Genomic DNA, 22,139 nt, shown 5'->3' on the forward strand with positions numbered 1-22,139 from the left:
GGAATGGGTTTCGGCCTGGTCCTGCTATTGACCGTGGCCATCACCCTGACCGGCTGGCACGGCATGGACAGCATCACCGCCCGTGGCGACAAGCTGGGGAATATCTCGGTCATTCAGCAGCACACCCAGGAACTGCGTATCGCCCGCCAGCGCTATCAACGCGAGCGCGACGAAGCCTCGATCGCAGACGTGGAAAAAGCCCTGGCTACGCTGGACCGCCAAGTGCAAGTGATGCTCGGCCAGATCGAGCAGCCCGCCGACCACCAGCGCCTGGAGCAGCAGCGCGAGGCCGTGCGCGGCTACCAGCAGGCCTTGGGCGAGCTGAAACAGGCCGGCCAACGCCGCGAGGCAAGCCGCGCAGTGCTCGGCGATAGCGCCGACAAGGCCGTGGAACTGCTGAGCCGGGTGCAACAGCGCCTGCGCCAGGGCGGCGACATAAGCCAATACCAGTCCGCCGTGGAGGTCAGCGCCCTGCTGCAGCAAGCCCGCTTCCAGGTACGCGGTTATACCTACAGCGGCAATGCCGAGTACCAGCAAACCGCTTTGAAAGCCATTGACCAGGCCTTGCTCGAACTGCGCGCGCTGCCGGCCAAGGTGCCGGCCGACTACGCCGCCAGTCTGGACGATGCGACCACCGCCATGGGCGGCTACCGGGATGCGGTCAGCCAGTTCGGCGCTGCCCAGACGGCCAGCGATCAAGCCTTGCAACGCATGGTCGAGTTCGGCGCGGCGCTGCTGCAGACCAGCGAGGCGATGACCACCTCCCAGACCGCCGTACGGGATAGCGCTGCCGCCCAGGCCAAGACCCTGCTGCTGATCGCCACGGTGCTGGCGCTGGCCCTTGGCCTGCTGGCAGCCTGGGCGATTACCCGGCAGATCGTCGTGCCCCTGCGCCAGACCCTGAGCGCCGCCGAGCGGGTAGCCAGCGGCGACCTCAGCCACAACCTGCAGGTAGACCGCCGTGACGAGCTGGGCCAGTTGCAAGCCAGCATGCAGCGCATGACCCAAGGCTTGCGCGAGCTGATCGGTGGCATCGGCGATGGGGTAACGCAGATCGCCAGTGCGGCCGAGCAACTGTCGGCGGTGACCGAGCAGACCAGCGTCGGGGTCAACAACCAGAAGGTCGAGACCGATCAGGTGGCGACTGCCATGAACCAGATGACCGCGACCGTGCACGACGTGGCACGCAATGCCGAGCAAGCCTCGGAAGCGGCCTTGATGGCCGACCAGCAGGCCCGTGAAGGTGACCGGGTGGTGGGCGAAGCGGTGGCGCAGATCGAGCGCCTGGCCGGCGAAGTGATCAACTCCAGCGAAGCGATGAACCAGCTCAAGGCCGAGAGCGACAAGATCGGCAGCGTGCTCGACGTGATCAAGTCGGTGGCTCAACAGACCAATTTGCTGGCGCTCAACGCAGCGATCGAGGCTGCCCGTGCAGGCGAAGCCGGGCGCGGCTTTGCCGTGGTGGCCGACGAGGTACGCAGCCTGGCCCAGCGCACCCAGCAGTCGACCGAAGAAATCGAAGAACTGATTGCCGGCTTGCAAAGCGGAACCCAGCGGGTGGCCAGCGTGATGGACAGCAGCCGCCAACTGACTGACAGCAGCGTCGAGCTGACCCGCCGCGCCGGCAGCTCGCTGGAAACCATCACCCGCACCGTGTCGTCCATCCAGGCGATGAACCAGCAGATCGCCACCGCGGCAGAAGAGCAAACGGCCGTGGCCGAAGAGATCAACCGCAGCGTGATGAATGTGCGGGACATTTCCGACCAGACCTCGGCGGCCAGTGAGGAGACGGCCAGCTCCAGCGTGGAGCTGGCGCGGCTGGGCACCCATTTGCAAGGGTTGGTGGGGCGCTTCAGGCTCTGATCGGGTGTGCCTGGCCTCTTCGCGTCAGTTCGGCGCGGAGCGGCCAGGCACAAGCGACACATTTCCTACTAGCCGCAGCGAAATTTCCTACCTGATTATCAGGTCAAGTCCTACAGCTCCGCTGCCGATGGGCAAAGGTGTCATGCCGGCAATACGCCTGCATGCCCTCCCCCTTTCGCACGGAGACTCACCATGCTCGGCTACCTCAACCGCAAGCTCGGCAACATCAGCGTGGCTGCCAAGCTGGCCCTCGGCTTCGCTGTGGTCCTGCTGCTTACCCTGGCCACCACCATCAGCGGCTGGCGTGCGTTGGACGACGCCATCGTCCGCTCGCAACAGCTCAGCGAAATCGGCCGGATCAACGACCTGACCAAAGACCTGCGCGCAGAGCGCATCACCTTCCGCGTGCTCAACGACGACGCCAGCAAGGCCACTATCGGCAACATCCTCGACCAGCTCAACAGCATGCTCAACACCCTGCAGCAGCGCAGCAACGTCGATGAGTCGCGCCAGATGCTGACCGATAAGCTGACCCTGCTGCAGCGCCTGCGCGATGACTTCACCGAGTTGCAGCGCACCGTCGCCAACCGGGTGGCCTTGCGCCAGGCAATGCAGGAGCAGGAGCAGAAGCTCAACGATGCCATCGACGAGCTGCAGACCCAGGCGTTGCTGAACATGCCGGCCCACAGCCAGCAAAATGGTGCCCTGGCGCAAATGGACACCCTCAGCCGGCAAGTGGACGGTGCCAACCAGCAAAGCCTGGTACCCGCCTACACGTTCGCCCCGGTCGAGGACTTTGCCAAAGTCGGCGACAGCGCCCTGGACGCAGCCCAGGCCAGCCTCGAGCAACTGCTCAAAGGCCTGGCGCCGCTTGGCCTGCCACGCGCTGTCAGCGAGCAGCCCGGTGTCGAGCTGGCCAAGTACCGCGCCAGCCTGGACCAATACCGGCGCGCCGCCGTGCGGGTCGAGCAATTGCAGAACAACATGGAGCGAATGGGCAACGAGTTGCGCGCGCTCAGCCTGGAACTGGGTAAACGCAAGGTCGAGCAACGTGACCGCGAAGCCTTGGCCGCCCGCTCGCTGCTGACCAGCGTTGCGTTGCTGGCACTGGTAGCGGGGGCCCTGGCTGCCTGGCTGATCACCCTGCAGATCACCCAGCCCTTGCGCCAGACCCTGGCGGTGGCGGCGCGCATCGCCAAGGGCGACCTGAGCCAGGTCGACACCGTGCAGCGCCGTGACGAAATGGGCCAGTTGCAGACCAGCATGCGGGAGATGACCTTGAGCCTGCGCGAACTGATCGGGGGCATCGACCAGGGCGTCGGCCAGCTGTCGCAGGCGGCCTCGCAGCTGGCGACCAGCAGCGAAGACACCAAGCTGCGCATCAACCAGCAGCGCGAGGAAACCGACCAGGTTGCCACCGCCATGAACCAGATGAGCGCCACGGTTCAGGAAGTGGCGCAAAACGCCGAGCAGGCCTCGCAGGCCGCCACCAGCGCCGACCAGCAGGCCCAGGTAGGCGACCAGGTGGTGGCCGAAGCCATCGGCCGCATCGAGCAACTGGCCGGGCAGATGGACCATTGCCTGGCGGCCATGCATCACCTGGCGGGCGAAAGCCAGCGGATTGGCAGCATTCTCGATGTCATCAAGTCGGTCTCCGAGCAGACCAACCTGCTGGCCCTGAACGCTGCCATCGAAGCGGCACGGGCCGGTGAAGCCGGGCGCGGTTTTGCCGTGGTGGCCGATGAGGTACGCGGCCTGGCCCAGCGCACCTCCACGGCAACCGAAGAGATCGGCCAGTTGATCGACAGCCTGCACAGCGGCACCGACGAGGTCACCCGCTTGCTGGACAACAGCAAGCAGCTGACCGAACAAAGTGTGGAGCTGAGCCGCAGGGCCGGCGATGCCTTGGGCCAGATCACCAACACGGTGTCGAACATCCAGGGCATGAACCAGCAGATCGCCACGGCCAGCGAAGAACAGAGCGTGGTGGCCGAGCAGATCAACCGGAGCGTGCTGAATGTGCGGGATGTGTCGGACCAGACCAGTGCGGCCAGTGAGCAGACAGCGATGTCGAGCGGCGAGCTGGAACAGCTGGGGCAGCAGCTGCGGGGGATGGTCGGGCGGTTCAATATCTGAGGGTCGCGACGCGGACATCGCAGTGGATGGCACCGGCATTGCCGGTGTTCGCGGCTAAAGCCGCTCCTACACCGACCACGTTGCGTGTAGGAGCGGCTTTAGCGGCGAAGAGGCCGGTGCAGGTTAAAGCACCTGGCGCAGGAAGGCCTGCGCGCGCGGGTCTTTCGGCGCGGCAAAGAACGTGGCCGGGGCCGAGTCTTCCAGCAATTTGCCGTGATCGAAGAACAGCACCCGGTCGGCCACTTCGCGGGCAAAGCCCATTTCGTGGGTGACGCAGACCATGGTCATGCCTTCCTGGGCCAGGGTTTTCATCACGTCCAGCACCTCGCCGACCATTTCAGGGTCCAACGCAGAAGTCGGTTCATCGAACAGCATGACCTTGGGCTCCATGCACAAGGCGCGGGCAATCGCTACACGCTGCTGCTGACCGCCGGAAAGCCGTGAGGGGTATTCGTTGGCCTTCTGTGCAATGCCCACCTTCTCCAGCAACGCCCGGGCCTTGGCCTCGCGGTCCGCCTTGTTGCGCTTGCGCACCACCTTCTGCGCCAGGCACAGGTTTTCCAGCACGGTCATGTGCGGGAACAGGTTGAAATGCTGGAACACCATGCCGACTTCACGGCGGTAGGCGTTGATGTCGGTCTTCGGGTCAGCCAGTTGCAGGCCGTCGATGGCGACATAACCCTGGTCGAAGTGCTCCAGCCCGTTAAGGCAACGCAGGAAGGTGGACTTGCCCGAGCCCGACGGGCCCAGTACCACCACCACTTCGCCCTTGGCCACCTGGGTGGTGACGTTATCCACAGCCCGGACCACCTGGCCGCGGGTGTCGAATATTTTCAGCAGGTCACGGACTTCAATCACTTTGCGCAAGCCTCCGCTCGAGCCGGCTGGCAATGTGCGACAGCGGCAGGTTGATCAGCAGGTACAGGCCTGCCACGCAGAACCAGATCTCGAAGGTGGAGAACGAGGTGGTAATGGCCTCGCGGCCGCTCTTGGTCAGTTCGGTAATGGCGATCACCGACACCAGCGAGGTGTCCTTGACCAGGCTGATGAACTGGCCGGCCAAGGGCGGCAGTACGCGTTTGAAAGCCTGGGGCAGGATCACGTGGCGCATCGACTGGCCGGCATTCAGGCCCAGCGAGCGTGCAGCTTCGTTCTGGCCTTTGGCGATCGACTGCACCCCGGCACGGACGATTTCTGCCACGTAGGCGCCCGTGAACAACGCCAGTGCAGCCACCCCGGCAAATTCGCGGGACAGGTTGAGCACGGTACCGATGAAGAAGTAGAAGATGAAGATCTGCACCAGCAACGGGGTGCCACGCACCAGTTCGACGTACACCGTCGACAGGTCGCGCAGGGTCGGGTTGGTCGACAACCGGCACAGGCCGGCGAACAGGCCGATCACCAGGCCCAAGGCGCCGGACACGACCGAGATCCATAGCGTGGTCCACAGGCCCCAGGCCAGCGGCCCGGCGGCCCAGTGGCGGGTCACACCGATCTGGTCGCCCTCGGCAACATCATCGCCGCGGCTCAGTTGCAGGCTGTCCGCGTCCACATCCAGCACCTGCTCGGCGCCGCTTTCGTCCTTCAGCGTCACGCGGGCGTTATCGCCGGAAATGACGATTTCCTGCACGGTGCCATAATCGGCTGCACGCTGGGTTTCCTCGGCCTTGTACGCGAAGTACTGCGGAACGCGGTTCCAGCGCCACTCGTAGGAAATCATCGAGGTGGCCATGTACAGGCTGAACGCCAGGCCCACCAGGACCAGCGCGGTCAGCCCGTGCCAGGGCCACTGGGCTTTCTTGTGTTTGATCACGTGGGTACTCCAGAAAGCGTCAAGCCGCAAGCTGCAAGCTGCAAGCACAAGCAGATCGGTGCACGGTCCGCTTGCGCTTGAAGCTTGAAGCTTGTGGCTTGTGGCTTGTGGCTTGTGGCTTGTGGCTTGCGGCTTGCGGCTTGAAGCCAGCTTTTATTCCATTTCCTTCAGCCAGTCCTTGTTCTTGAACCACTTGTCGTGAATACGATCGTAGGTCCCGTCGTGCTTGATCTGGTGCAGGAAATTGTTGATGAAGTTGATGCTGTCGTAGTCGCCTTTCTTCAGGCCGAAGGCCAGCGGCTCGTAGGTGAAGGGCTCTTCGAGGAACAGCAGCTTGCCGGCACCGGCCTTGTCCACCGCCACCACGTTATAGGGCGCGTCGTAGACAAAGGCGTCAGCCTTGCCGTTGACCACATCCATCACGGCTTCCTGCTCGTTGTCGTAGCCATGGTACTTGGCTTTGCCGATCAGCTTCTTGGAAACCATTTCGCCGGTGGTGCCAAGCTTGGAGGTGAGGCGGTACTTCTCGTTGTTCAGGTCCTTGTACGACTTGATCTCGCCTGCCAGCTCCTTGCGGATCAGCAGGGTCTGGCCAACCACGATGAAGGGTTCGCTGAAGTTCAGGCGCAGGTTGCGTTCCTGGGTAAGGGTCATGCCGCTGCCGATCATGTCGAACTTGCCGGTCAACAGCGCCGGGATGATGCCGTCGTAAGCGGTGGACACCGCCTCGAACTTGACGCCCATCGACTTGGCCATGGCTTTGAGGATATCGACCTCGAAGCCGATGATCTCGCCACGCTTGTTGGTCATCTGGAACGGCATGTAGGTCGGGTCCATGCCCACCCGCAAGGTGCCGCGCTTGACCGCATCATCGATGGCGCCGGCCTGCGCCGCTGTCACGGCGACCAGGGCGGTGACACCGACCAGCAGTCGCGAAAGGTATTTCTTGATCATCACCAAGTCCCCTAGCAAGAAAAGTAGCGAATCTTATTGTGTTGGCACGGCCGTACCGGCCGATGCTTCGTATCGGAGAGGGATGCTAACGCATGCCGGCCCGGGGACCTAGCACTGGGGGGGACTTTGTTGGCCAAAATCAGGGTTGGGCCCTTGAAGCATCGCGGGCACGCCCGCTCCCTCAGGGAAATGCGGATCCCTGTGGGAGCGGGCGTGCCCGCGAAAAGGCCGGTCAGGCGCCGGCGAGTGCCGGCTGGCCTTCATTCTCCGGATGCAACGGCAGCAGCGGCGAATGCGGGTCGTTCTTGATCGAGGCACGCCACACATCGATCCACGCCGCATTTTGCCCGGCCCATACCTGCTCGTGCAGGCGGCTCAAGGCGACCGGGTCGCTGAGCAACGCCAGGCGGGTATTGAGGTCCAGCCCTTTCGGCCCGACCTCGATGGCCTTGGCCACGCGCTCGGCACGCAGCGCCTCGATCGGCGCCGCCTGCCCGTGGCGGGCCGTGGCCATGGCGCAGGCCAGGGCGTTCTGCCGCGGGTCGACCACAGCACGCACGAAACCGTCATGCAGGGCGTGCCAGCGGTTTTCGTGGGTGTACTGGTCGGTTGCCAGCAACTCCTGCGGCGTCGCGTACTCCTCGGGGATCAGGAACAGCTTCTCGTCCTTGGCCGCCAGCCCCAGGCGGGTGCGGCTGGAAATGACCGATACCGGAATCGACAGCATCAGCGAACCGACGATCGGCGCCAGCCACCACAGGAAGCTTGGGTTCAGCCATGCCACCAGCCCGGCCCAGGCAATGCCCAGCAGCGTCTGCGGGCCATGCCGGCGTAGCGCTTCGCTCCACGGTGTGGAGTCGTCGTCGCGCTGCGGCGAGTTCCAGGTCGCCGCCCAACCGAGGAACGCGGCCAGGACGAAGCGGGTATGGAAGATCATGCGCACAGGCGCCAGCAGCATGGAGAACAGCATCTCCATCAGCATCGACAAGGTGACCTTGATTCGCCCGCCGAACTCGACGGCGCCCTTGGCCCAGATCAGGATGACGCTGAGCAGCTTGGGCAGGAACAGCAGCACGATGGTGGTGGAGAACAGCGCCACGGCCTTTTCCGGGTGCCACTGTGGCCACAGCGGGTACAGCTGGTACGGCTCGATGAAGTACTGCGGCTCCATCAGCGTGTTGGTCGCCAGCAGCGCGGTCGAGAGCACCAGGAACAGGAACCACAACGGTGCCGACAGGTACGACATGACCCCTGTGAGGAACACCGCACGGTGCACCGGGTGCATGCCCTTGACCAGGAACAGGCGGAAGTTCATCAGGTTGCCGTGGCACCACCGACGGTCACGCTTGAGCTCGTCAAGCAGGTTCGGCGGTAGCTCTTCGTAGCTGCCCGGCAAGTCGTAGGCGATCCACACGCCCCAGCCGGCACGGCGCATCAACGCCGCTTCGACGAAGTCGTGGGACAGGATGGCGCCGGCGAAGGCGCCCTTGCCCGGCAACGGCGCCAAGGCGCAGTGCTCGATGAACGGCTTCATGCGGATGATCGCGTTGTGGCCCCAGTAGTGCGACTCGCCCAGTTGCCAGAAATGCAGCCCGGCAGTGAACAGCGGGCCATACACGCGGGTGGCGAACTGCTGCATGCGCGCATACAGGGTGTCCATGCCCGAGGCTTTCGGCCCGGTCTGGATGATACCGGCATCCGGGTTGGCCTCCATCAGGCGCACCAGGCTGCTCAGGCATTCGCCACTCATGACACTGTCGGCGTCGAGCACGACCATGTACTTGTACTCGCCACCCCAGCGACGGCAGAAGTCGTCGAGGTTGCCGCTCTTGCGCTTCACGCGCCGCCGGCGGCGGCGGTAGAAGATCCGGCCAAAGCCTTTGGTTTCACGGCACACGTCCAGCCAGGCCTGCTGTTCGGCCACGGCGATGTCGGTGTCGTTGGTGTCGCTGAGCACGAAGAAGTCGAAACGGTCGAGGTTGCCACTGGCGGCCACCGATTCGAACGTCGCCCGCAGGCCGGCAAATACCCGCGGCACGTCCTCGTTGCAGATCGGCATCACCAGCGCGGTACGCGCCTCGGGCGCAATCGGCTCGTTGCCGGCGCTGCTGCCGGAGATCTTGTACTTGTCGCGCCCAGTGAGCAGCTCCAGGAAGCCCATCAGCGCGGTCCAGAAGCCCGCCGACACCCAGCAGAACAGGATGCCGAAGAGGATCAGGATGGAAGTCTGCAAGGCATAGGGCCATACCTGCACCACCGTATCCCACAACGGCTGGTTGAGCACTTCGTCGAGGTCGACGAACGACCAGCCCTGGTACGGCAGGATGCTCTTCATGTACCAGCCGGCAACGATGGTCTGACCGATCATCAGGGCCAGCAGGATGTAACGGCGGATCGAGCCGACCGTGCGCCAGCGCGCTGCCGGGAGCTCGCGCTTGGGCGGCTGCGGTGCATTGGGGCGGCCGGTCATGCGGCGCCACATGCGGACCAACAGGTTGGTGCGCCACGGCTCCGGCACGACCTTGGTACGCTTGATAGGCGGGGCAATCTTCAGGCACAGGCGGCCGCTGCCGTCGACGCCGAGCATTTCGGCCTCTTCCAGCTCCGCGGCGCTGCCTACGGTAAGGCGCGGGCCCACCGAGGCCTGCACGGCCTCAGCAGGGCTGGCGGCCGGGTTGGCCGCCAGGCGTTGGTGCAGCTCACTGAACGAGGTGCAGCTGGCCAGTTCTGCCCGCTGCTCGTCGCCAAGTGGTAGGTGGGCCAGGTACTCGCCAAGCGATTCCGGCCTTGCGCTTGAGTTACTCATCGGCAGGCAACTGATAGCTCCAGGTCTCGGTCAGCACCTTCTCGGTGGTGGCCGGGGCCCCGTTGGTGGGCGCCGCGTCGGCGGCAGGTTGTTCGGCCTTGGCGGCCTTGTCCGCTTTGTCGGCCTTGGCAGGCTTGGCGGCGGCCTTGTCCTGCTTGGCGTCCTGGGCAGGCTTGGCCGGTTCGGCTGGCACATCACGCACCAGCGCGGCACGCATTTCAGTCGACTTGTTGGCCTCTTTGACCTTCAGCCGCAGGGTCAGGCGCCAGCCCTTGGTCTCTGGGTTATAGCGCAGGTTGTTCTCGACCACATCGGCGTTGTCGCCCACGCTGACCTGGCTGCGCAGCGGAGTGTCCTCAGGCAAGGCAGCCAGCGCCGGGCCGGCGAAGTCGACCACGAAGGCCACGCTGCCGTCTGGCTGGCGGATCAGGTTGGACTGCTTGACGTCACCCGTGGAGCGCAGGGTCTGCTTGACCCAGCCCAGGTCAGGGGCCTGGAACCTGGGTTCATCGATGGTGAAGTGCAGACGGTAAGCGTACTCGAACGGCTTGCCGGGTTCAGGCAGCTTTTCCGGGCTCCAGAATGCCACGATGTTGTCGTTGGTCTCGTCGGCAGTCGGGATTTCGACCAGGTCGACGGTACCCTTGCCCCAGTCACCCTTCGGCTCGATCCAGGCGCTTGGGCGCTTCTGGTAGTTGTCGTCGAGGTCTTCGTAGTCGCTGAAGGCACGCTGACGCTGCATCAGGCCGAAACCGCGCGGGTTTTCCACGCTGAAGTTGCTGACCGACAGGTGTTTCGGGTTGTTCAGCGGGCGCCAGATCCACTCGCCGTTGCCAGCGTGGATGGACAGGCCTTCGGAGTCATGCAGGGCCGGCCGGTAGTTGAGCACTTTGGACGGCTGGTTAGGGCCGAACAGGTACATGCTGGTCAGCGGGGCAATGCCCAGGCGGCTGACCTGATCACGCAGGAACACGCGGGACTGCACGTCGACCACGGTGTCGGTGCCTGGGCGCAGGATCAGCTTGTAGGCGCCGGTGGAACGCGGCGAGTCCAGCAGGGCGTAGATCACCAGGTGCTTGTCAGCCGGCTTGGGCTTCTCGACCCAGAATTCGGTGAAGCGCGGGAACTCCTCGCCCGACGGCAGCGCGGTGTCGATGGCCAGGCCACGGGCCGACAGGCCGTATACATGGCCCTTGCCGACTACGCGGAAGTAGCTGGCACCCAGCAGGGTCATGATTTCGTCCTGCTTGTCTGCCTTGTTGATCGGGTAAAGCACGCGGAAACCGGCGTACCCCAGGTTCTTGGTGGTATCCGGGTCGTGTGGCACGTCACCGAACTCGAAACGGCTCGGGTCGTACTTGATTTCCTCGACCTTGGTCGCGGTGACTTCGTTGATTTTCACCGGGGTGTCGAAGTGCATGCCCTGGTGGTAGAAGGACAGCTTGAACGGGGTCTTGTCCTTGGCCCACTCGGCCTTTTCCTGCAGGAAGTGGATCTTCTGGTAGTCCGCGAACTTCATGTCGCGGAACACTGCCGGCAGGTTGCTTTTCGGTGCCTCGTACTTCTGGCCGGCCAGATCCTTTGCCTTGGCTGCAACATCGTCAAGATTGAATGCCCACAGCTGGCCCGCGCTCATCAGGCCAACCAGGGCCATGCTGGCCATCAGGGCCTTGCGCAACCGGATGCCGGGGATTCTTGATGCTTTTTGGGGACTAACAATCACGAGCAACCCTCGCCGAAAACAGATCATGAAACCAACGGCCAGCGACAAATGCCGGGTTGGCGAGCACTGTTCGGACCCCGAGAGGGCGTAATGATTCCCCAAACGGTTCCAGACAATGCTCGAGTCAGAGTGAAACGAACCTGCGAACGCAGGTCCATGCAGCGCGCGATTATCCAGCAGGTCGCGTGACAACGCATCAGGCTGGAACAACTATTTATCGTACAAAACCCCTTGTTTTCCTGTGAACAAGGGGTTTATTGACCTCAAATTTGTAACATAAATGTCACGGGGCCATCATTTACCAGGTGCACCTGCATGTCTGCGCCAAAACGGCCGCTGGCCACAGGGGCGTATTGGCTGTTGGCCTGCTGCAAAAGATAGTCGAACAACTCGGCCCCGAGCGCCGGCGGCGCTGCCGTCGAGAAGCTCGGGCGCAGGCCGTTGCGGGTATCTGCCGCCAAAGTGAACTGCGACACCAGCAGCAAGCCGCCGCCCACATCCTTGAGCGACTTGTTCATCTTGCCCTGCTCGTCGCTGAACACCCGGTAGTTCAACAGCTTGTGCAAAAGCTTATCGGCGTGCTCGCGGGAATCTCCAGGCTCTACGGCAACCAGTACCAGCAACCCCTGGTCGATGGCACCTACCACCTCGCCCGCGACTTCTACCCGCGCCCCACGCACCCGTTGCAGCAGGCCCCTCATGCTTCTTCCAGCGGCAGGTCGAGCAAGCGGCGTGCCATTTGGTCGGCGGCACGGACCAGTGCATCGGTAATGCCAGGCTCGGAGGCCGCATGGCCAGCGTCACGGATCACCTTCAGTTCGCTGTTCGGCCAGGCCTGGTGCAGGGCCCAGGCGTTGTCCAGCGGGCAGATCACATCGTAGCGGCCGTGCACGATCACTGCCGGCAAATGGGCGATTTTCGGCAGGTCGCGGATCAGCTGGTCCGGCTCGAGGAACGCGTTGTTCATGAAGAAGTGACATTCTATACGGGCAATCGACAGGGCCCGCTGCGGCTCGGAGAAGCGGTCGACCACCAGCGGATTGGGGCGCAGGGTGGCGGTGCGACCTTCCCAAGTGGACCAGGCCTTGGCCGCGTGCATCTGGGCGATCTGGTCATTGCCGGTAAGGCGCTTGTGGAAGGCCGCCACCAGGTCTCCACGCTCCTGCGCGGGGATCGGCGCAATGTAGTCCTGCCAGTAGTCGGGGAACAGGCGACTGGCGCCCTCCTGGTAGAACCACTGGATTTCCTGGGGCCGGCACAGGAATATGCCGCGCAGGATCAGGCCATGCACCCGCTCGGGGTGGGTCTGGGCGTACGCCAGGGCCAGGGTGGAGCCCCACGAGCCACCGAACAGCACCCATTTATCGATACCCAGGTGCTCGCGGATACGCTCCATGTCCTCGACCAGGTGCCAAGTGGTGTTGTTCTCCAGGCTGGCATGGGGCGTGGAGCGGCCACAGCCGCGCTGGTCGAAGGTGATGATGCGATACAGGTTGGGGTCAAAATAGCAGCGGCTCTGGGCGTCGCAACCAGCGCCAGGGCCACCGTGGATGAACACCACGGGCAAACCTTCCGGCGAGCCGCTTTCGTCGACATACAACACATGCGGCGCTTCCACGGCCAGATCGTGCCGGGCGTAGGGTTTGATCTGCGGGTAGAGGGTCTGCATCGCGCACTCCGTGTGAGGATATATTCGGCCGTTGGCCATCATAAACCTGAATTGCGCTTAGAGCATGTACCTAAGCGAGATCATCTTATGTGCAGGGCGCAGGCGAGCCTCCCTAGCATCGGGGAACACCCTCGAAGTGAGACTCCCCATGATCGACTCCACCAAACCTGCAGCCTGCGAGCCCGACTTCTACCACCAGTTGGTCAGCAGCAAGCTACCCGCCTGGGTGGTCGACGCCCGGCCAGAGCAGCGCCGCCAGCTGCGCCAGGCGGCCAGCCAGCGCGACCCCAGGCTGGAACGCGCATGCCTGGCACACCCAACGGTGGCCAAGGCCCTGGTGCAAACCTATGGCCAACATGTGCAAGCCGAGGCCAACCTGAGTGCCCTCCTGGCCACCCTGCCGGACCTGCAGCGCTATGCCACCGAGCTGCTGTCCACCGCGGTCAGCCAGCGCTTGGGCACCACACTCGATGTCGAGCGTACCTACCTGATGAACCTGAACAGGGCGGCCGCCCTTACCGAGGCGCTCTCCAGCCCTGGCGGCGATCCTTTCGTCACTTCGTCCCGCGCGCTGAAGCTGGCAACCCAACCCCTGCTGCACAGTGCCTTGCAGAACTTCGAGGCCTTCGAGGCCCAGCCCGACGGCTTGCGCGCCGGCGGCCACGCCTCGGCGATTCTCGATAGCAACGACGTTGGCCTGGCCTCCCAAGCGGTGCCACTGCCCATCGTCGCGGAAGCGTTCGCGGCCCTGGCACGCGAGCTGGATATCGGCGGCAAGTATCAACGGCTGCTCGACGCGCTCGACCCACCGGCCGAGCAGCCCAACGCGCCGGCCATTGCCGGCGTGTTCAAGGCTGCCGAGCGCTCCACATTCGAGTTGCAGGTTCACCACGCCTGCCTGCTGGGCCGGATCGACACGGCCCTCCATGAAACCTTGCTCAAGCTCGCCACTGAGCCAAAGGTTGAACACGATGGCCGCCCGGTCCTGTGTGCGGGCATCGAGTTGCTGCATGTTCCGCTGACCGGGGCCATGGCGATTGGCCTCGACGCACGCCGGCCGGTGGGCGCCGGCCGATTCCCACCAGGGCCGGTGTACCCGTATGCGGGCTGGGTGGTGCTTTACCTGCCGGGCATGCCCGAGCCGCTGACCCGGCACGCCAGCAGGGCCGATGCCGAAGCGTTCCTGCGTGAACAGCTGCCAGCCTTCCGCCGCCCGGAATGCCAGCGCCTGCTACCCGATCGGCACAAGCGCCCCTTCCTGGAGCGCATCGCCAACGCGCAGGTGCGTCTGCACGTGCAGCCCTTCACCCGCCCGTACCCGGACGAGCTGGCCTGCCAACGGCAGAAGCGGATGAGGGATGACGGGCTGTTCCATGCGGTGCCGACAGCCATGCAAAACGGCAAGACTGCGCAACGCCACCTTGACTACTTCAAGGCCCTGGCCTTCGTCAGCCTGAACGTTGCCGCCCTGTTCATCCCCCCGCTTGGCGCCGCGATGCTTGGGGTAACGGCCCTGCAGCTGGCCAATGAAACGTTCGAGGGCATCGACAGCTGGCTTGACGGTGATCGCCAGCAGGCAGTCGACTACTTGATGGACGTGATCGACAACGTCGCCATCATGGCCGCGCTCGCGGCAGCCGGCGGGGGGCAGGCTACGCCGGTGGTCGAGCGGATCCCTGTGGAGACGCCCTCCTTCATCGAAGAACTGCAGCCGATCGACCTGGCCGACGGCGAGCGACGCCTGTGGCACGCGGACCTAGCGCCCTTCGCCCACGACCGGGTATTGCCGGGTGGGCTGGAGCCAGACGAATCCGGCCTGCTGCACTATGGCGGCAAAACCTGGCTGCCCGTGGAAAACCGGGTTTACTCGGTGACCCGCGCTGCGACGGGTTACCGCCTTGAACACCCGACCCGCCCGGCAGGTTACCAGCCCAAAGCGCTGCACAATGGTGCAGGGGCGTGGTTGCTGGAGTCCGAGCAGCCGCAAAGCTGGGACGGCGCACGCCTGCTGCGCCGCCTGGGGCACCTGAGCGGGTCTTTCGATGAAGCGACCTTGCAGCGGATCCTGCACGTCTGCGATATCCACGAAGACACGCTGCGCCACTGCCTGGCCCACAACCGGCGGCTGCCCGCACTGCTGGAAGACACCCTGCAGCGGTTCAAGCTGGATGCCCACATCCGCCAGCTGCCAGACCAAAGCGCCTGGCCTGCAGCGTTCACCACGGCGTACGCGCGCATCGCTAGCCCCCTGCCGGCCAACGGCGAGGTGATCCGCCGGGTCTACCCCAGCCTGCCAGCGCCGATCATCGATGAGCTGGTGCGCGACGCAAGTGCCATTGACCTGCAAGCCCTTGGTGCCGGCAAGGTGCCCCTGCACCTGGCCGAGGAAATTCGCGCCTACCAACAACACGTGCGCCTTGCCCGCGCTTATGAGGGCCTGTACCTGGCCGGCGCGCAAAGCTGGGACAGCGACCGGCTGATCATGCAAACCCTGCCCCACCTGCCGGGCTGGCCCGCAGACACGCGGCTGCGCCTGTTGCAGCGCAGTCACTGGCCCGACCAGGACCATGCCATCGGCGCGCAGGGCAGCAGCCCCTGGGCGACCATCACCCACTCGCCAGCCGGCTACATCGTTCACGCGCAGGGCGAGCCCGGGGCGGTGGTGCGTCGCTACCCGCAGCTCTTCAGCGCGCTGCATGCGGCCTTGCCCGACGCCATGCAAGGCCTGGGCGTCACCAGCGGCGAGGCCCTTCAGCACCTGCTGCAACAGAGCCCGCTATTACCCCGCCCGGCCTTGCGCGATGCGTTAGGCATGCAACCGCCCCGGTCCGGCTATCGCTCGCCGATGCGCCTTGCCGATGGCCGCGTTGGCTACCGTTTGAGCAGCGGTGATGACCAAAGCCAGGGCAGCATGCGCCAGCACCTGCTGAGCACGCTGAGGGCCACCGGCATTCCGGAACGCACCGGCAGGCCGGCCGAGCAGGTGCTGATGTCGCTTGCCGCCAACGGCCGCACCCGGCTGCAGATCCTCGGATACCTGACCACGCTGATGGAGCAACGCAACGCCTTGCAACGCAGCCTGGACGACTGGAGCGAAGCCATTTCACCGGCCTCCGACCAGGCGGCCCGCACCTATGACACCCTGCGTGAAGCGATCATGCAGCACTGGTACGACACCGCCCTGGAGGATGATGCCGCGCTCGGTGCCGAGCTGCGCGTGCAAGGCGTACCGCTGACCGACATCCCGCTGACCCTGCCCGATTTCTTCTACCGCGGCGTGCGCAGCCTGCACCTGCTCGACCTGCCAAGCGGCACCCTGGCAGGTTGGGGCCAGAGCGAGCGGCTGATGCAACGCTTGCTGCGGCTGATGCCCGGGCTGGAAGCACTGGAAATCAGCAGACCGTATAACCCCAGGGCAACCCCCTCGCTACTGCTGCCCAGCGTGCCGACCATTGCCTCGACCCTGCCGAACCTGCGCAGGCTGGCCATGACCAACCAGAACCTGGCGTTCAGCAACAGCCACCTTGGCGAGCTGGCAGGCCATGCACGGCTTGCCCATCTGGACCTCAGTGGCAACCGGCTGCAGCAAGGCATCGACAGGGCCAGCTTCCACTGGTTTACCCTGGATTACCTGGGCTTGAACCGGATGCAACTGAGCCAATGGCCCACCGGTATCGACAGCGAAACCCTGAGCCGTATCGGGCACCTGTCGTTACAGGACAACAACCTGACGTCACTGCCCGCGTTCCTGCTGGGGGAAACGCCGCTGCAACGCGCGCCGGTGATTTCGCTGCAAGGCAACCCCATCAATGAAGCGCACCTGCAACGCCTGCTGCTGAACGAACGCCCGGAAACCGCCCAGGTCACCGTGGATCAGCCCCCGGCGCTGAACCAACGGCTGGAACGCCTCCGCAGCGAGCGGCAACTCATGCGCGATGCGATCGATGGCTGGGTCCATGCCTCGAGTTCGAGCAACCCGTTGACCCAGGCGGCCCTGACCGACCGGCAGCGTATGGCAGCAGCGATAAACGCATTCTGGGAGCGCCAGGAGCAGGGCCAGCAATACCTTCGCCTGCAACTGGAGGACGTTGCCATCGAACACTTCCCGCGCCGCCTCCCGGCGTTCTTCGGCGAGCGTGTGCATGCAATGACCCTGACCCGCCTCAGTGGCACCTCAGCACAACTCAGTGAACTGCTTGCACGCTTTCCGAATATAACCCGCCTGACCATCGATGCTCACCAAGGTGCTACGCCTGCACTGGCATCGGCCTTGCCACGCCTGCCGCGCCTGACCTACCTGGAGTTTCGCAACATGGGCCTGGAGGTCGACCAGGCCATGCTGGAAACCTTTGCCGAGCTTGAGCACCTGACCTCGCTCGACCTGTCTGGCAACCGGGTCGGCAACATCACCCAGGTGCCTGCGCGGTTGTCCGCCAACCTGACGTCCCTCGAACTGACCAACATGAACCTGCACGCGTGGCCAGACTGGTGCGACGCGCTGCTACCCCTGGAGTTGCTGGACCTCAGCTCGAACAACATCACCCAACTGCCCGAGCACATCCTCTCCAACCTGAACAACGCCATGCCGATTTCGTCGATTTCGTTGTTCGACAACCCCTTGCCCGACGCCACCATCCTGCGCGTGCGGGCCTACTCGGATAGCCAGCGCAGTTACTCGTTCGCCCTGGACATTCCAGACAACCTGATGCTGGTCAACTCGTCCAGTGAAGGCTCGCTCGACCATCCGCACTTCCCGTTGCAGGGCGACGACACCCCCAGGCTCGAAGACTGGCTGCTGGGTGACGAGGCTCAGAACGAAGCCTTGCGCAGCTGCTGGCAACAGCTGGAGGGCAGCGACCTGTTGCGGCTAGCAGGCCGTTTGCACAACGCCGCGCCGTTCGTCGACCCTACCACCCGGGGCGACTTCTGTGCGCGGGTGCGCCTGATGCTGGTGGCAGCCGCAGCCAACCAGGATGAACGGCCGATCATGGAAAGCATTGCCGCAGCGGCGCTGCCCGACCCAGAGACGGGATCGCAGACATGCCACGACGGCGCACTTCAGGAGTTCAACAACATCGAACTGTACCTCATGGCCAACCGCCTGCTGATCGACGCTGGCGATACCCTGCACAGCCTGCACCAGCGCCTGTTACGGCTGTTCCGCGTGGACCAGCTGGAAAAGCTTGCCGCCACGCGCACCGGTTCGGGCGACCTGGTCTCGGTGCGCCTGGCCTACCGTCGCGAGCTGGCCAGGGAGCTGGACCTGCCGATCGCCGACAGCATGCGTTTTCGCGGGGCCGCAAACCTGGCCCGTGGCGAGCTGTCGCGGGTACTGGAAAGCGTGCGCCAGAGCGAACACAGTGAAGTGTTCATCGATTACCTGCTGGCCAATAGCGGCTGGGCCCAGCGCCTGCGCGGCGAATATGCGCCGCGCTTCGCGCAGATAGAGGCCCGTTACCGCCAGCGGGTACTGGAGCTGTCCGGCAGCGGGCACCCGCTGCACGAGGAAGTCGCTCTGCAGCAGGGCCTTTGGGAGGACAAGCAGCAGGAAGAGCTGGCGCTGCTGCGCGAACTCACCCTCACCTTCGTGGGTAATAGCTGAGCCAACCCACGCGACTGCGCGCCGCCCATTACTTGCCGTAATGCGCCCGGCCCCACGCCAATGCGGCCTGGAGCAACGCCGTCAATACCTCGCGCGTCGGCTGGGCGCGGTCTTCGCGGTAGGTAAACGGCTCCTGCTCTTCCATGTAGGTGCTTTGCGCCAGCTCCAGCTGTACGGCATGGATGTCATGCGCCGGGTCGCCGTAATGCCGGGTGATGTGGCCGCCTTTGAAACGCCCGTTAAGCACATGGCTGTAACCCTGGGCTTGGCTGCACACCTGCACCAGCCGCTCGGCCAGGCCCGGGTCGCAACTGGCGCCATTGAACGTGCCCAGGTTGAAGTCCGGCAGCCTGCCATCGAACAGGTGCGGGATCAGCGAACGAATCGAGTGGGCATCCCACAGCAGCGCGTAGCCGTGGGTTTCCCGCAGGCGCGCCAGCTCGTTGCGGATCGTTTGGTGATAAGGCTGCCAGATCGTCGCCAGGCAGGCCTTGCGCGCTTCGGCAGTGGGCTCCAGCCCCTGCTTGAACAAAGGCACGCCATCGAACAGCGTGGCCGGATACAAGCCGGTTGTAGCACCGGCATATAACGGTTTGTCGTCAGCCGGGCGGTTCAGGTCGATGACGAACCGCGAATATTGCGCGGCGACCACGCTGGCCCCCAGTTCCTGGGCAAAGTCGTAAAGACGTGGTATGTGCCAATCCGTGTCGGGCAGGCTGCGCGCTTGGTCGACCAGGCCCTGGTCCACGGCCGGGGTGAGCTTGAGGCCGGCGTGGGGCATGCTGATCAGCAACGGCAAATGCCCTTGGTGGAAACTCAATACCTTGTCCATCTAGCCTCCCTCAATTGGTAATTTCATGGCCACTGCGCACCACGCGCTTGGGCAGGTCGCCGCCGAGCCAGTACGCCAGGTCGGCGGGGCGCTCGACCTGCCAGGCGACGAAGTCGGCCACCTTGCCAACTTCCAGCGAGCCGTGGCTGTCACCCAGGCCCAGCGCGGTGGCGGCATGCACCGTGACGCCGGCCAGGGCTTCTTCCGGCGTCATACGGAAGCACGTGCAGCCCATGTTCAGCATCAACCGCAGCGACAACCCGGGCGAGGTACCCGGGTTGAGGTCGCTGGCAAGGGCGATCTTCACCCCATGGCGGCGCAAGGCGTCCATCGGCGGCAGTTGGGTTTCGCGCAAAAAATAGAAAGCGCCCGGCAGCAGCACCGCGACCGTGCCCGCCTTGGCCATGGCGATGGCGTCTTCTTCAGTCATGAATTCCAGGTGGTCGGCCGACAGCGCCTGGTAACGCGCAGCCAGGCTGGAGCCGTGTAGCGAAGACAATTGTTCGGCGTGCAGCTTGACCGGAACCCCCAACGCCCGCGCCTTGATGAACACCCGCTCGACCTGGGCCGGGGTGAACGCCAGGTGCTCGCAGAAGGCGTCCACTGCGTCCACCAGGCCTTCGCCGACCAGGCATGGCAGCAGTTCGTCGCAGATGTGCGTGATGTAGTCGTCCGCCCGGCCGGCGTATTCCGGTGGCAAGGCGTGGGCAGCCAGGCAGGTGGCCCGTACCGTCAGTGGCAGGGCATCCGCCAGCCGCCTGGCCACGCGCAGCATCTTGCGTTCGTTGGCCAGGTCCAGGCCGTAGCCGGACTTGACCTCAAGGGTTGTCACGCCGTCGCGCATCAAGGCTTGAACCCGCTGGCGCGCACTGGCGAACAGTTCATCCTCGCTGGCCGCGCGGGTGGCCCGCACGGTGCTGGCAATGCCCCCGCCCTGGGCGGCGATTTCGGCATAGCTGACGCCTTGCAGGCGCTGTTCGAACTCGCCACTGCGGTTGCCACCGAATACCGCGTGGGTATGGCAGTCGATCAGCCCGGGGGTGACCCAGGCGCCGCCCAGGTCCACCGTGCGCTCGGCCTCGACCGGGCCCAGCCCGGCCCGCGGGCCGATCCATTCGATCAGCCCGGCGTGGGTGACGATGGCCGCATCTTCGATCAGCGAATAACGGCCTTCGGCCATGGTTGCCGCATGGCAGTGCTGCCAGAGGGTTCTCATGCACAATCTCCTGTACTAGCGGTGTAGCTCGGCCGGCTCTGCAACTGGCTGGCCCTGCCCTGCCCGCGGCTTGCACCACAGCAGGTAGGACGCCACCAGGAACACCACCCAGACCACCCCGACGACCAACGCCGCCTGGGTGTCCGGGAAGTAACCGAGCACGCCAAAGATGAACACCATGAAGGCAATGGCCATGGCCGGGCCATAGGGCCATAACGGTACCGGGAACTTCAGCTGGGCGACCTCTTCACGGCGCAGGCTGCGGCGCATGGCCACCTGGGTAACCAGGATCATCAACCACACCCAGACGGTGGCGAAGGTGGCGATCGAGGCGATCAGCAGGAACACGTTCTCGGGGATAAGGTAGTTGAGCAGCACGCCGACCAGCAGTGCCGCCCCCATCACGACCACGGTCATCCACGGCACGCCGTGCCTGGACAACTTGCTGAAGCCGCGCGGCGCATGGCCTTGCTGGGCCAGGCCATACATCATGCGGCCGGCACCGAAGATGTCGCTGTTGATGGCCGAGATCGCCGCCGAGATCACCACCACGTTCAGCACCGCGGCCGCCGAACCGATACCCAGGTTGCTGAAGATCTGCACGAACGGGCTGCCCTGGCTACCGATCTGCGGCCATGGGTACAGGCACATCAGCACGAACAAGGTGAGCACATAGAACAGCAGGATGCGCAGCGGCACCGCGTTGATCGCCTTGGGGATCACGCGCTGTGGGTCTTTGGCCTCACCGGCCGTGACACCGATGATCTCGATGCCGCCAAAGGCGAACATCACCACGGCGAACGAGGCGATCAGGCCACCGACGCCATTGGGCATGAAGCCGCCATGGTCGAACAGGTTGCTCACGCCAACGGCATGCCCGCTGCCCACCTGGCTGAAGCCGAAGGCCATGATGCCCAGGCCGGCCAGGATCATCGCCACGATGGCGCCGACCTTGAGCAACGACAGCCAGAACTCCATTTCGCCAAAGACCTTGACGTTGCACAGGTTCAGGCCGCCAATCAGGAACACGATGCCCAGCACCCAGATCCAGCGGGCGACCTCGGGGAACCAGAACCCCATGTAGATGCCGAAGGCGGTCACGTCGGCGATGGCGACGATGACCATCTCGAAGGCGTAGGTCCAGCCGAGGATGAAGCCGGCCATGGGGCCGAGGTAGGTGGTGGCGTAGTGGCCGAACGAGCCGGCCACCGGGTTGTGCACGGCCATTTCGCCGAGGGCGCGCATGACCATGAACACGGCGGCGCCGCCGATCAGGTAGGCCAGCAACACGGCCGGGCCGGCCATCTGGATGGCCGAGGCAGAGCCATAGAACAGCCCGGTGCCGATGGCCGAGCCGAGGGCCATGAAACGGATGTGGCGGGCGCTTAGCCCACGCTTTAGACCTTGAGCTTGTTGCATGTCACGTCCTTGAATTGTTTTTGTGGTCGTGAGGTCGAGAGGGGGCTGCCTTGCAGCCAGATCGCCGGCAAGCCAGCCCCCTCACTGGGGGAGCCGGCTTGCCGGC

At 64.6% G+C, this 22,139-nt stretch carries 13 protein-coding genes and 2 pseudogenes; 5 read left to right on the plus strand and 10 right to left on the minus strand.

Annotated elements, in window-relative coordinates:
* Nucleotides 1-63: 63 nt before the first annotated feature.
* The 4 genes and pseudogenes from L1P09_RS26445 to L1P09_RS26460 form a co-directional block, all read left to right on the plus strand.
* Nucleotides 64-1,008 (plus strand): annotated as a pseudogene (locus L1P09_RS26445) (methyl-accepting chemotaxis protein); the annotation flags it as partial.
* A 141-nt stretch (nt 1,009-1,149) separates the two neighbouring features.
* Nucleotides 1,150-1,863, plus strand: coding sequence for a methyl-accepting chemotaxis protein (locus tag L1P09_RS26450; protein ID WP_404940681.1), 714 nt, complete (start codon nt 1,150-1,152; stop codon nt 1,861-1,863).
* A 192-nt stretch (nt 1,864-2,055) separates the two neighbouring features.
* Nucleotides 2,056-3,144: pseudogene (locus tag L1P09_RS26455) on the plus strand (methyl-accepting chemotaxis protein); the annotation flags it as partial.
* Between the two features lie 141 nt (nt 3,145-3,285).
* Entirely contained in the window at nt 3,286-3,999 is a 714-nt protein-coding gene (locus tag L1P09_RS26460; RefSeq protein ID WP_425595024.1) for a methyl-accepting chemotaxis protein, read from the plus strand.
* A 123-nt stretch (nt 4,000-4,122) separates the two neighbouring features.
* Here the strand turns inward: L1P09_RS26460 and L1P09_RS23275 are convergent, their stop codons facing one another.
* The 7 genes from L1P09_RS23275 to pip all read right to left on the minus strand — a co-directional run bounded on the left by L1P09_RS23275 (nt 4,123) and on the right by pip (nt 12,964).
* On the minus strand, nt 4,123-4,857 hold the full coding sequence (locus tag L1P09_RS23275; RefSeq protein WP_054905304.1) for an amino acid ABC transporter ATP-binding protein: 735 nt from the start codon (nt 4,855-4,857) through the stop codon (nt 4,123-4,125).
* On the minus strand, nt 4,850-5,812 hold the full coding sequence (locus tag L1P09_RS23280; protein ID WP_054905298.1) for an amino acid ABC transporter permease: 963 nt from the start codon (nt 5,810-5,812) through the stop codon (nt 4,850-4,852). Before L1P09_RS23280 ends, L1P09_RS23275 begins: the two co-directional genes overlap by 8 nt.
* Nucleotides 5,813-5,965: 153 nt before the next feature.
* Nucleotides 5,966-6,763, minus strand: coding sequence for a transporter substrate-binding domain-containing protein (locus L1P09_RS23285; protein ID WP_033690660.1), 798 nt, complete (start codon nt 6,761-6,763; stop codon nt 5,966-5,968).
* Between the two features lie 235 nt (nt 6,764-6,998).
* Nucleotides 6,999-9,572: a glucans biosynthesis glucosyltransferase MdoH gene (gene mdoH / locus L1P09_RS23290; RefSeq protein ID WP_192441198.1), complete on the minus strand. Its 2,574-nt coding sequence runs from the start codon at nt 9,570-9,572 to the stop codon at nt 6,999-7,001.
* Nucleotides 9,565-11,295, minus strand: a complete 1,731-nt coding sequence (locus tag L1P09_RS23295; RefSeq protein WP_313903869.1) for a glucan biosynthesis protein G — start codon at nt 11,293-11,295, stop codon at nt 9,565-9,567. Before L1P09_RS23295 ends, mdoH begins: the two co-directional genes overlap by 8 nt.
* Before the next feature lie 263 nt (nt 11,296-11,558).
* The gene (gene dtd / locus L1P09_RS23300) at nt 11,559-11,996 is read right to left on the minus strand and encodes a D-aminoacyl-tRNA deacylase (protein ID WP_192441200.1); all 438 of its coding nucleotides are present in this window, start codon (nt 11,994-11,996) and stop codon (nt 11,559-11,561) included.
* Nucleotides 11,993-12,964 (minus strand): prolyl aminopeptidase, encoded by a 972-nt coding sequence (pip, locus tag L1P09_RS23305; protein WP_029885408.1) that lies wholly within the window; start codon nt 12,962-12,964, stop codon nt 11,993-11,995. Before pip ends, dtd begins: the two co-directional genes overlap by 4 nt.
* A 148-nt stretch (nt 12,965-13,112) precedes the next feature.
* Between pip and L1P09_RS23310 the strand changes: the two genes are divergently transcribed.
* A complete protein-coding gene (locus L1P09_RS23310; RefSeq protein ID WP_235768160.1) occupies nt 13,113-18,566 on the plus strand; it encodes a dermonecrotic toxin domain-containing protein in 5,454 nt (1,817 codons plus the stop codon).
* A 28-nt stretch (nt 18,567-18,594) separates the two neighbouring features.
* Here L1P09_RS23310 and hutG read toward each other — a convergent pair whose 3' ends face one another.
* From hutG to L1P09_RS23325, 3 genes are read right to left on the minus strand one after another with little or no spacing between them, the layout of a single operon-like run.
* Nucleotides 18,595-19,398, minus strand: a complete 804-nt coding sequence (gene hutG / locus L1P09_RS23315; protein WP_235768162.1) for an N-formylglutamate deformylase — start codon at nt 19,396-19,398, stop codon at nt 18,595-18,597.
* A 10-nt stretch (nt 19,399-19,408) separates the two neighbouring features.
* Complete coding sequence (gene hutI, locus L1P09_RS23320; protein WP_054905301.1) at nt 19,409-20,614, minus strand: imidazolonepropionase; 1,206 nt, start codon at nt 20,612-20,614, stop codon at nt 19,409-19,411.
* A gap of 15 nt (nt 20,615-20,629) precedes the next feature.
* Nucleotides 20,630-22,033 (minus strand): amino acid permease, encoded by a 1,404-nt coding sequence (locus tag L1P09_RS23325; RefSeq protein WP_235768164.1) that lies wholly within the window; start codon nt 22,031-22,033, stop codon nt 20,630-20,632.
* Nucleotides 22,034-22,139 lie beyond the last annotated feature (106 nt).

Source organism: Pseudomonas juntendi (assembly GCF_021560075.1).
Lineage (GTDB): Bacteria > Pseudomonadota > Gammaproteobacteria > Pseudomonadales > Pseudomonadaceae > Aquipseudomonas > Aquipseudomonas juntendi.

Excerpts from the sequence above, each read along its gene's own strand:
- L1P09_RS26450 (WP_404940681.1), top strand. The coding sequence starts at position 1,150 with ATGAACCAGATGACCGCGACCGTGCACGACGTGGCACGCAATGCCGAG.
- L1P09_RS26460 (WP_425595024.1), top strand. The coding sequence starts at position 3,286 with ATGAACCAGATGAGCGCCACGGTTCAGGAAGTGGCGCAAAACGCCGAG.
- mdoH (WP_192441198.1), bottom strand. The coding sequence starts at position 9,572 with ATGAGTAACTCAAGCGCAAGGCCGGAATCGCTTGGCGAGTACCTGGCC.
- dtd (WP_192441200.1), bottom strand. The coding sequence starts at position 11,996 with ATGAGGGGCCTGCTGCAACGGGTGCGTGGGGCGCGGGTAGAAGTCGCG.
- pip (WP_029885408.1), bottom strand. The coding sequence starts at position 12,964 with ATGCAGACCCTCTACCCGCAGATCAAACCCTACGCCCGGCACGATCTG.
- L1P09_RS23310 (WP_235768160.1), top strand. The coding sequence starts at position 13,113 with ATGATCGACTCCACCAAACCTGCAGCCTGCGAGCCCGACTTCTACCAC.
- hutG (WP_235768162.1), bottom strand. The coding sequence starts at position 19,398 with ATGGACAAGGTATTGAGTTTCCACCAAGGGCATTTGCCGTTGCTGATC.
- hutI (WP_054905301.1), bottom strand. The coding sequence starts at position 20,614 with ATGAGAACCCTCTGGCAGCACTGCCATGCGGCAACCATGGCCGAAGGC.
- L1P09_RS23325 (WP_235768164.1), bottom strand. The coding sequence starts at position 22,033 with ATGCAACAAGCTCAAGGTCTAAAGCGTGGGCTAAGCGCCCGCCACATC.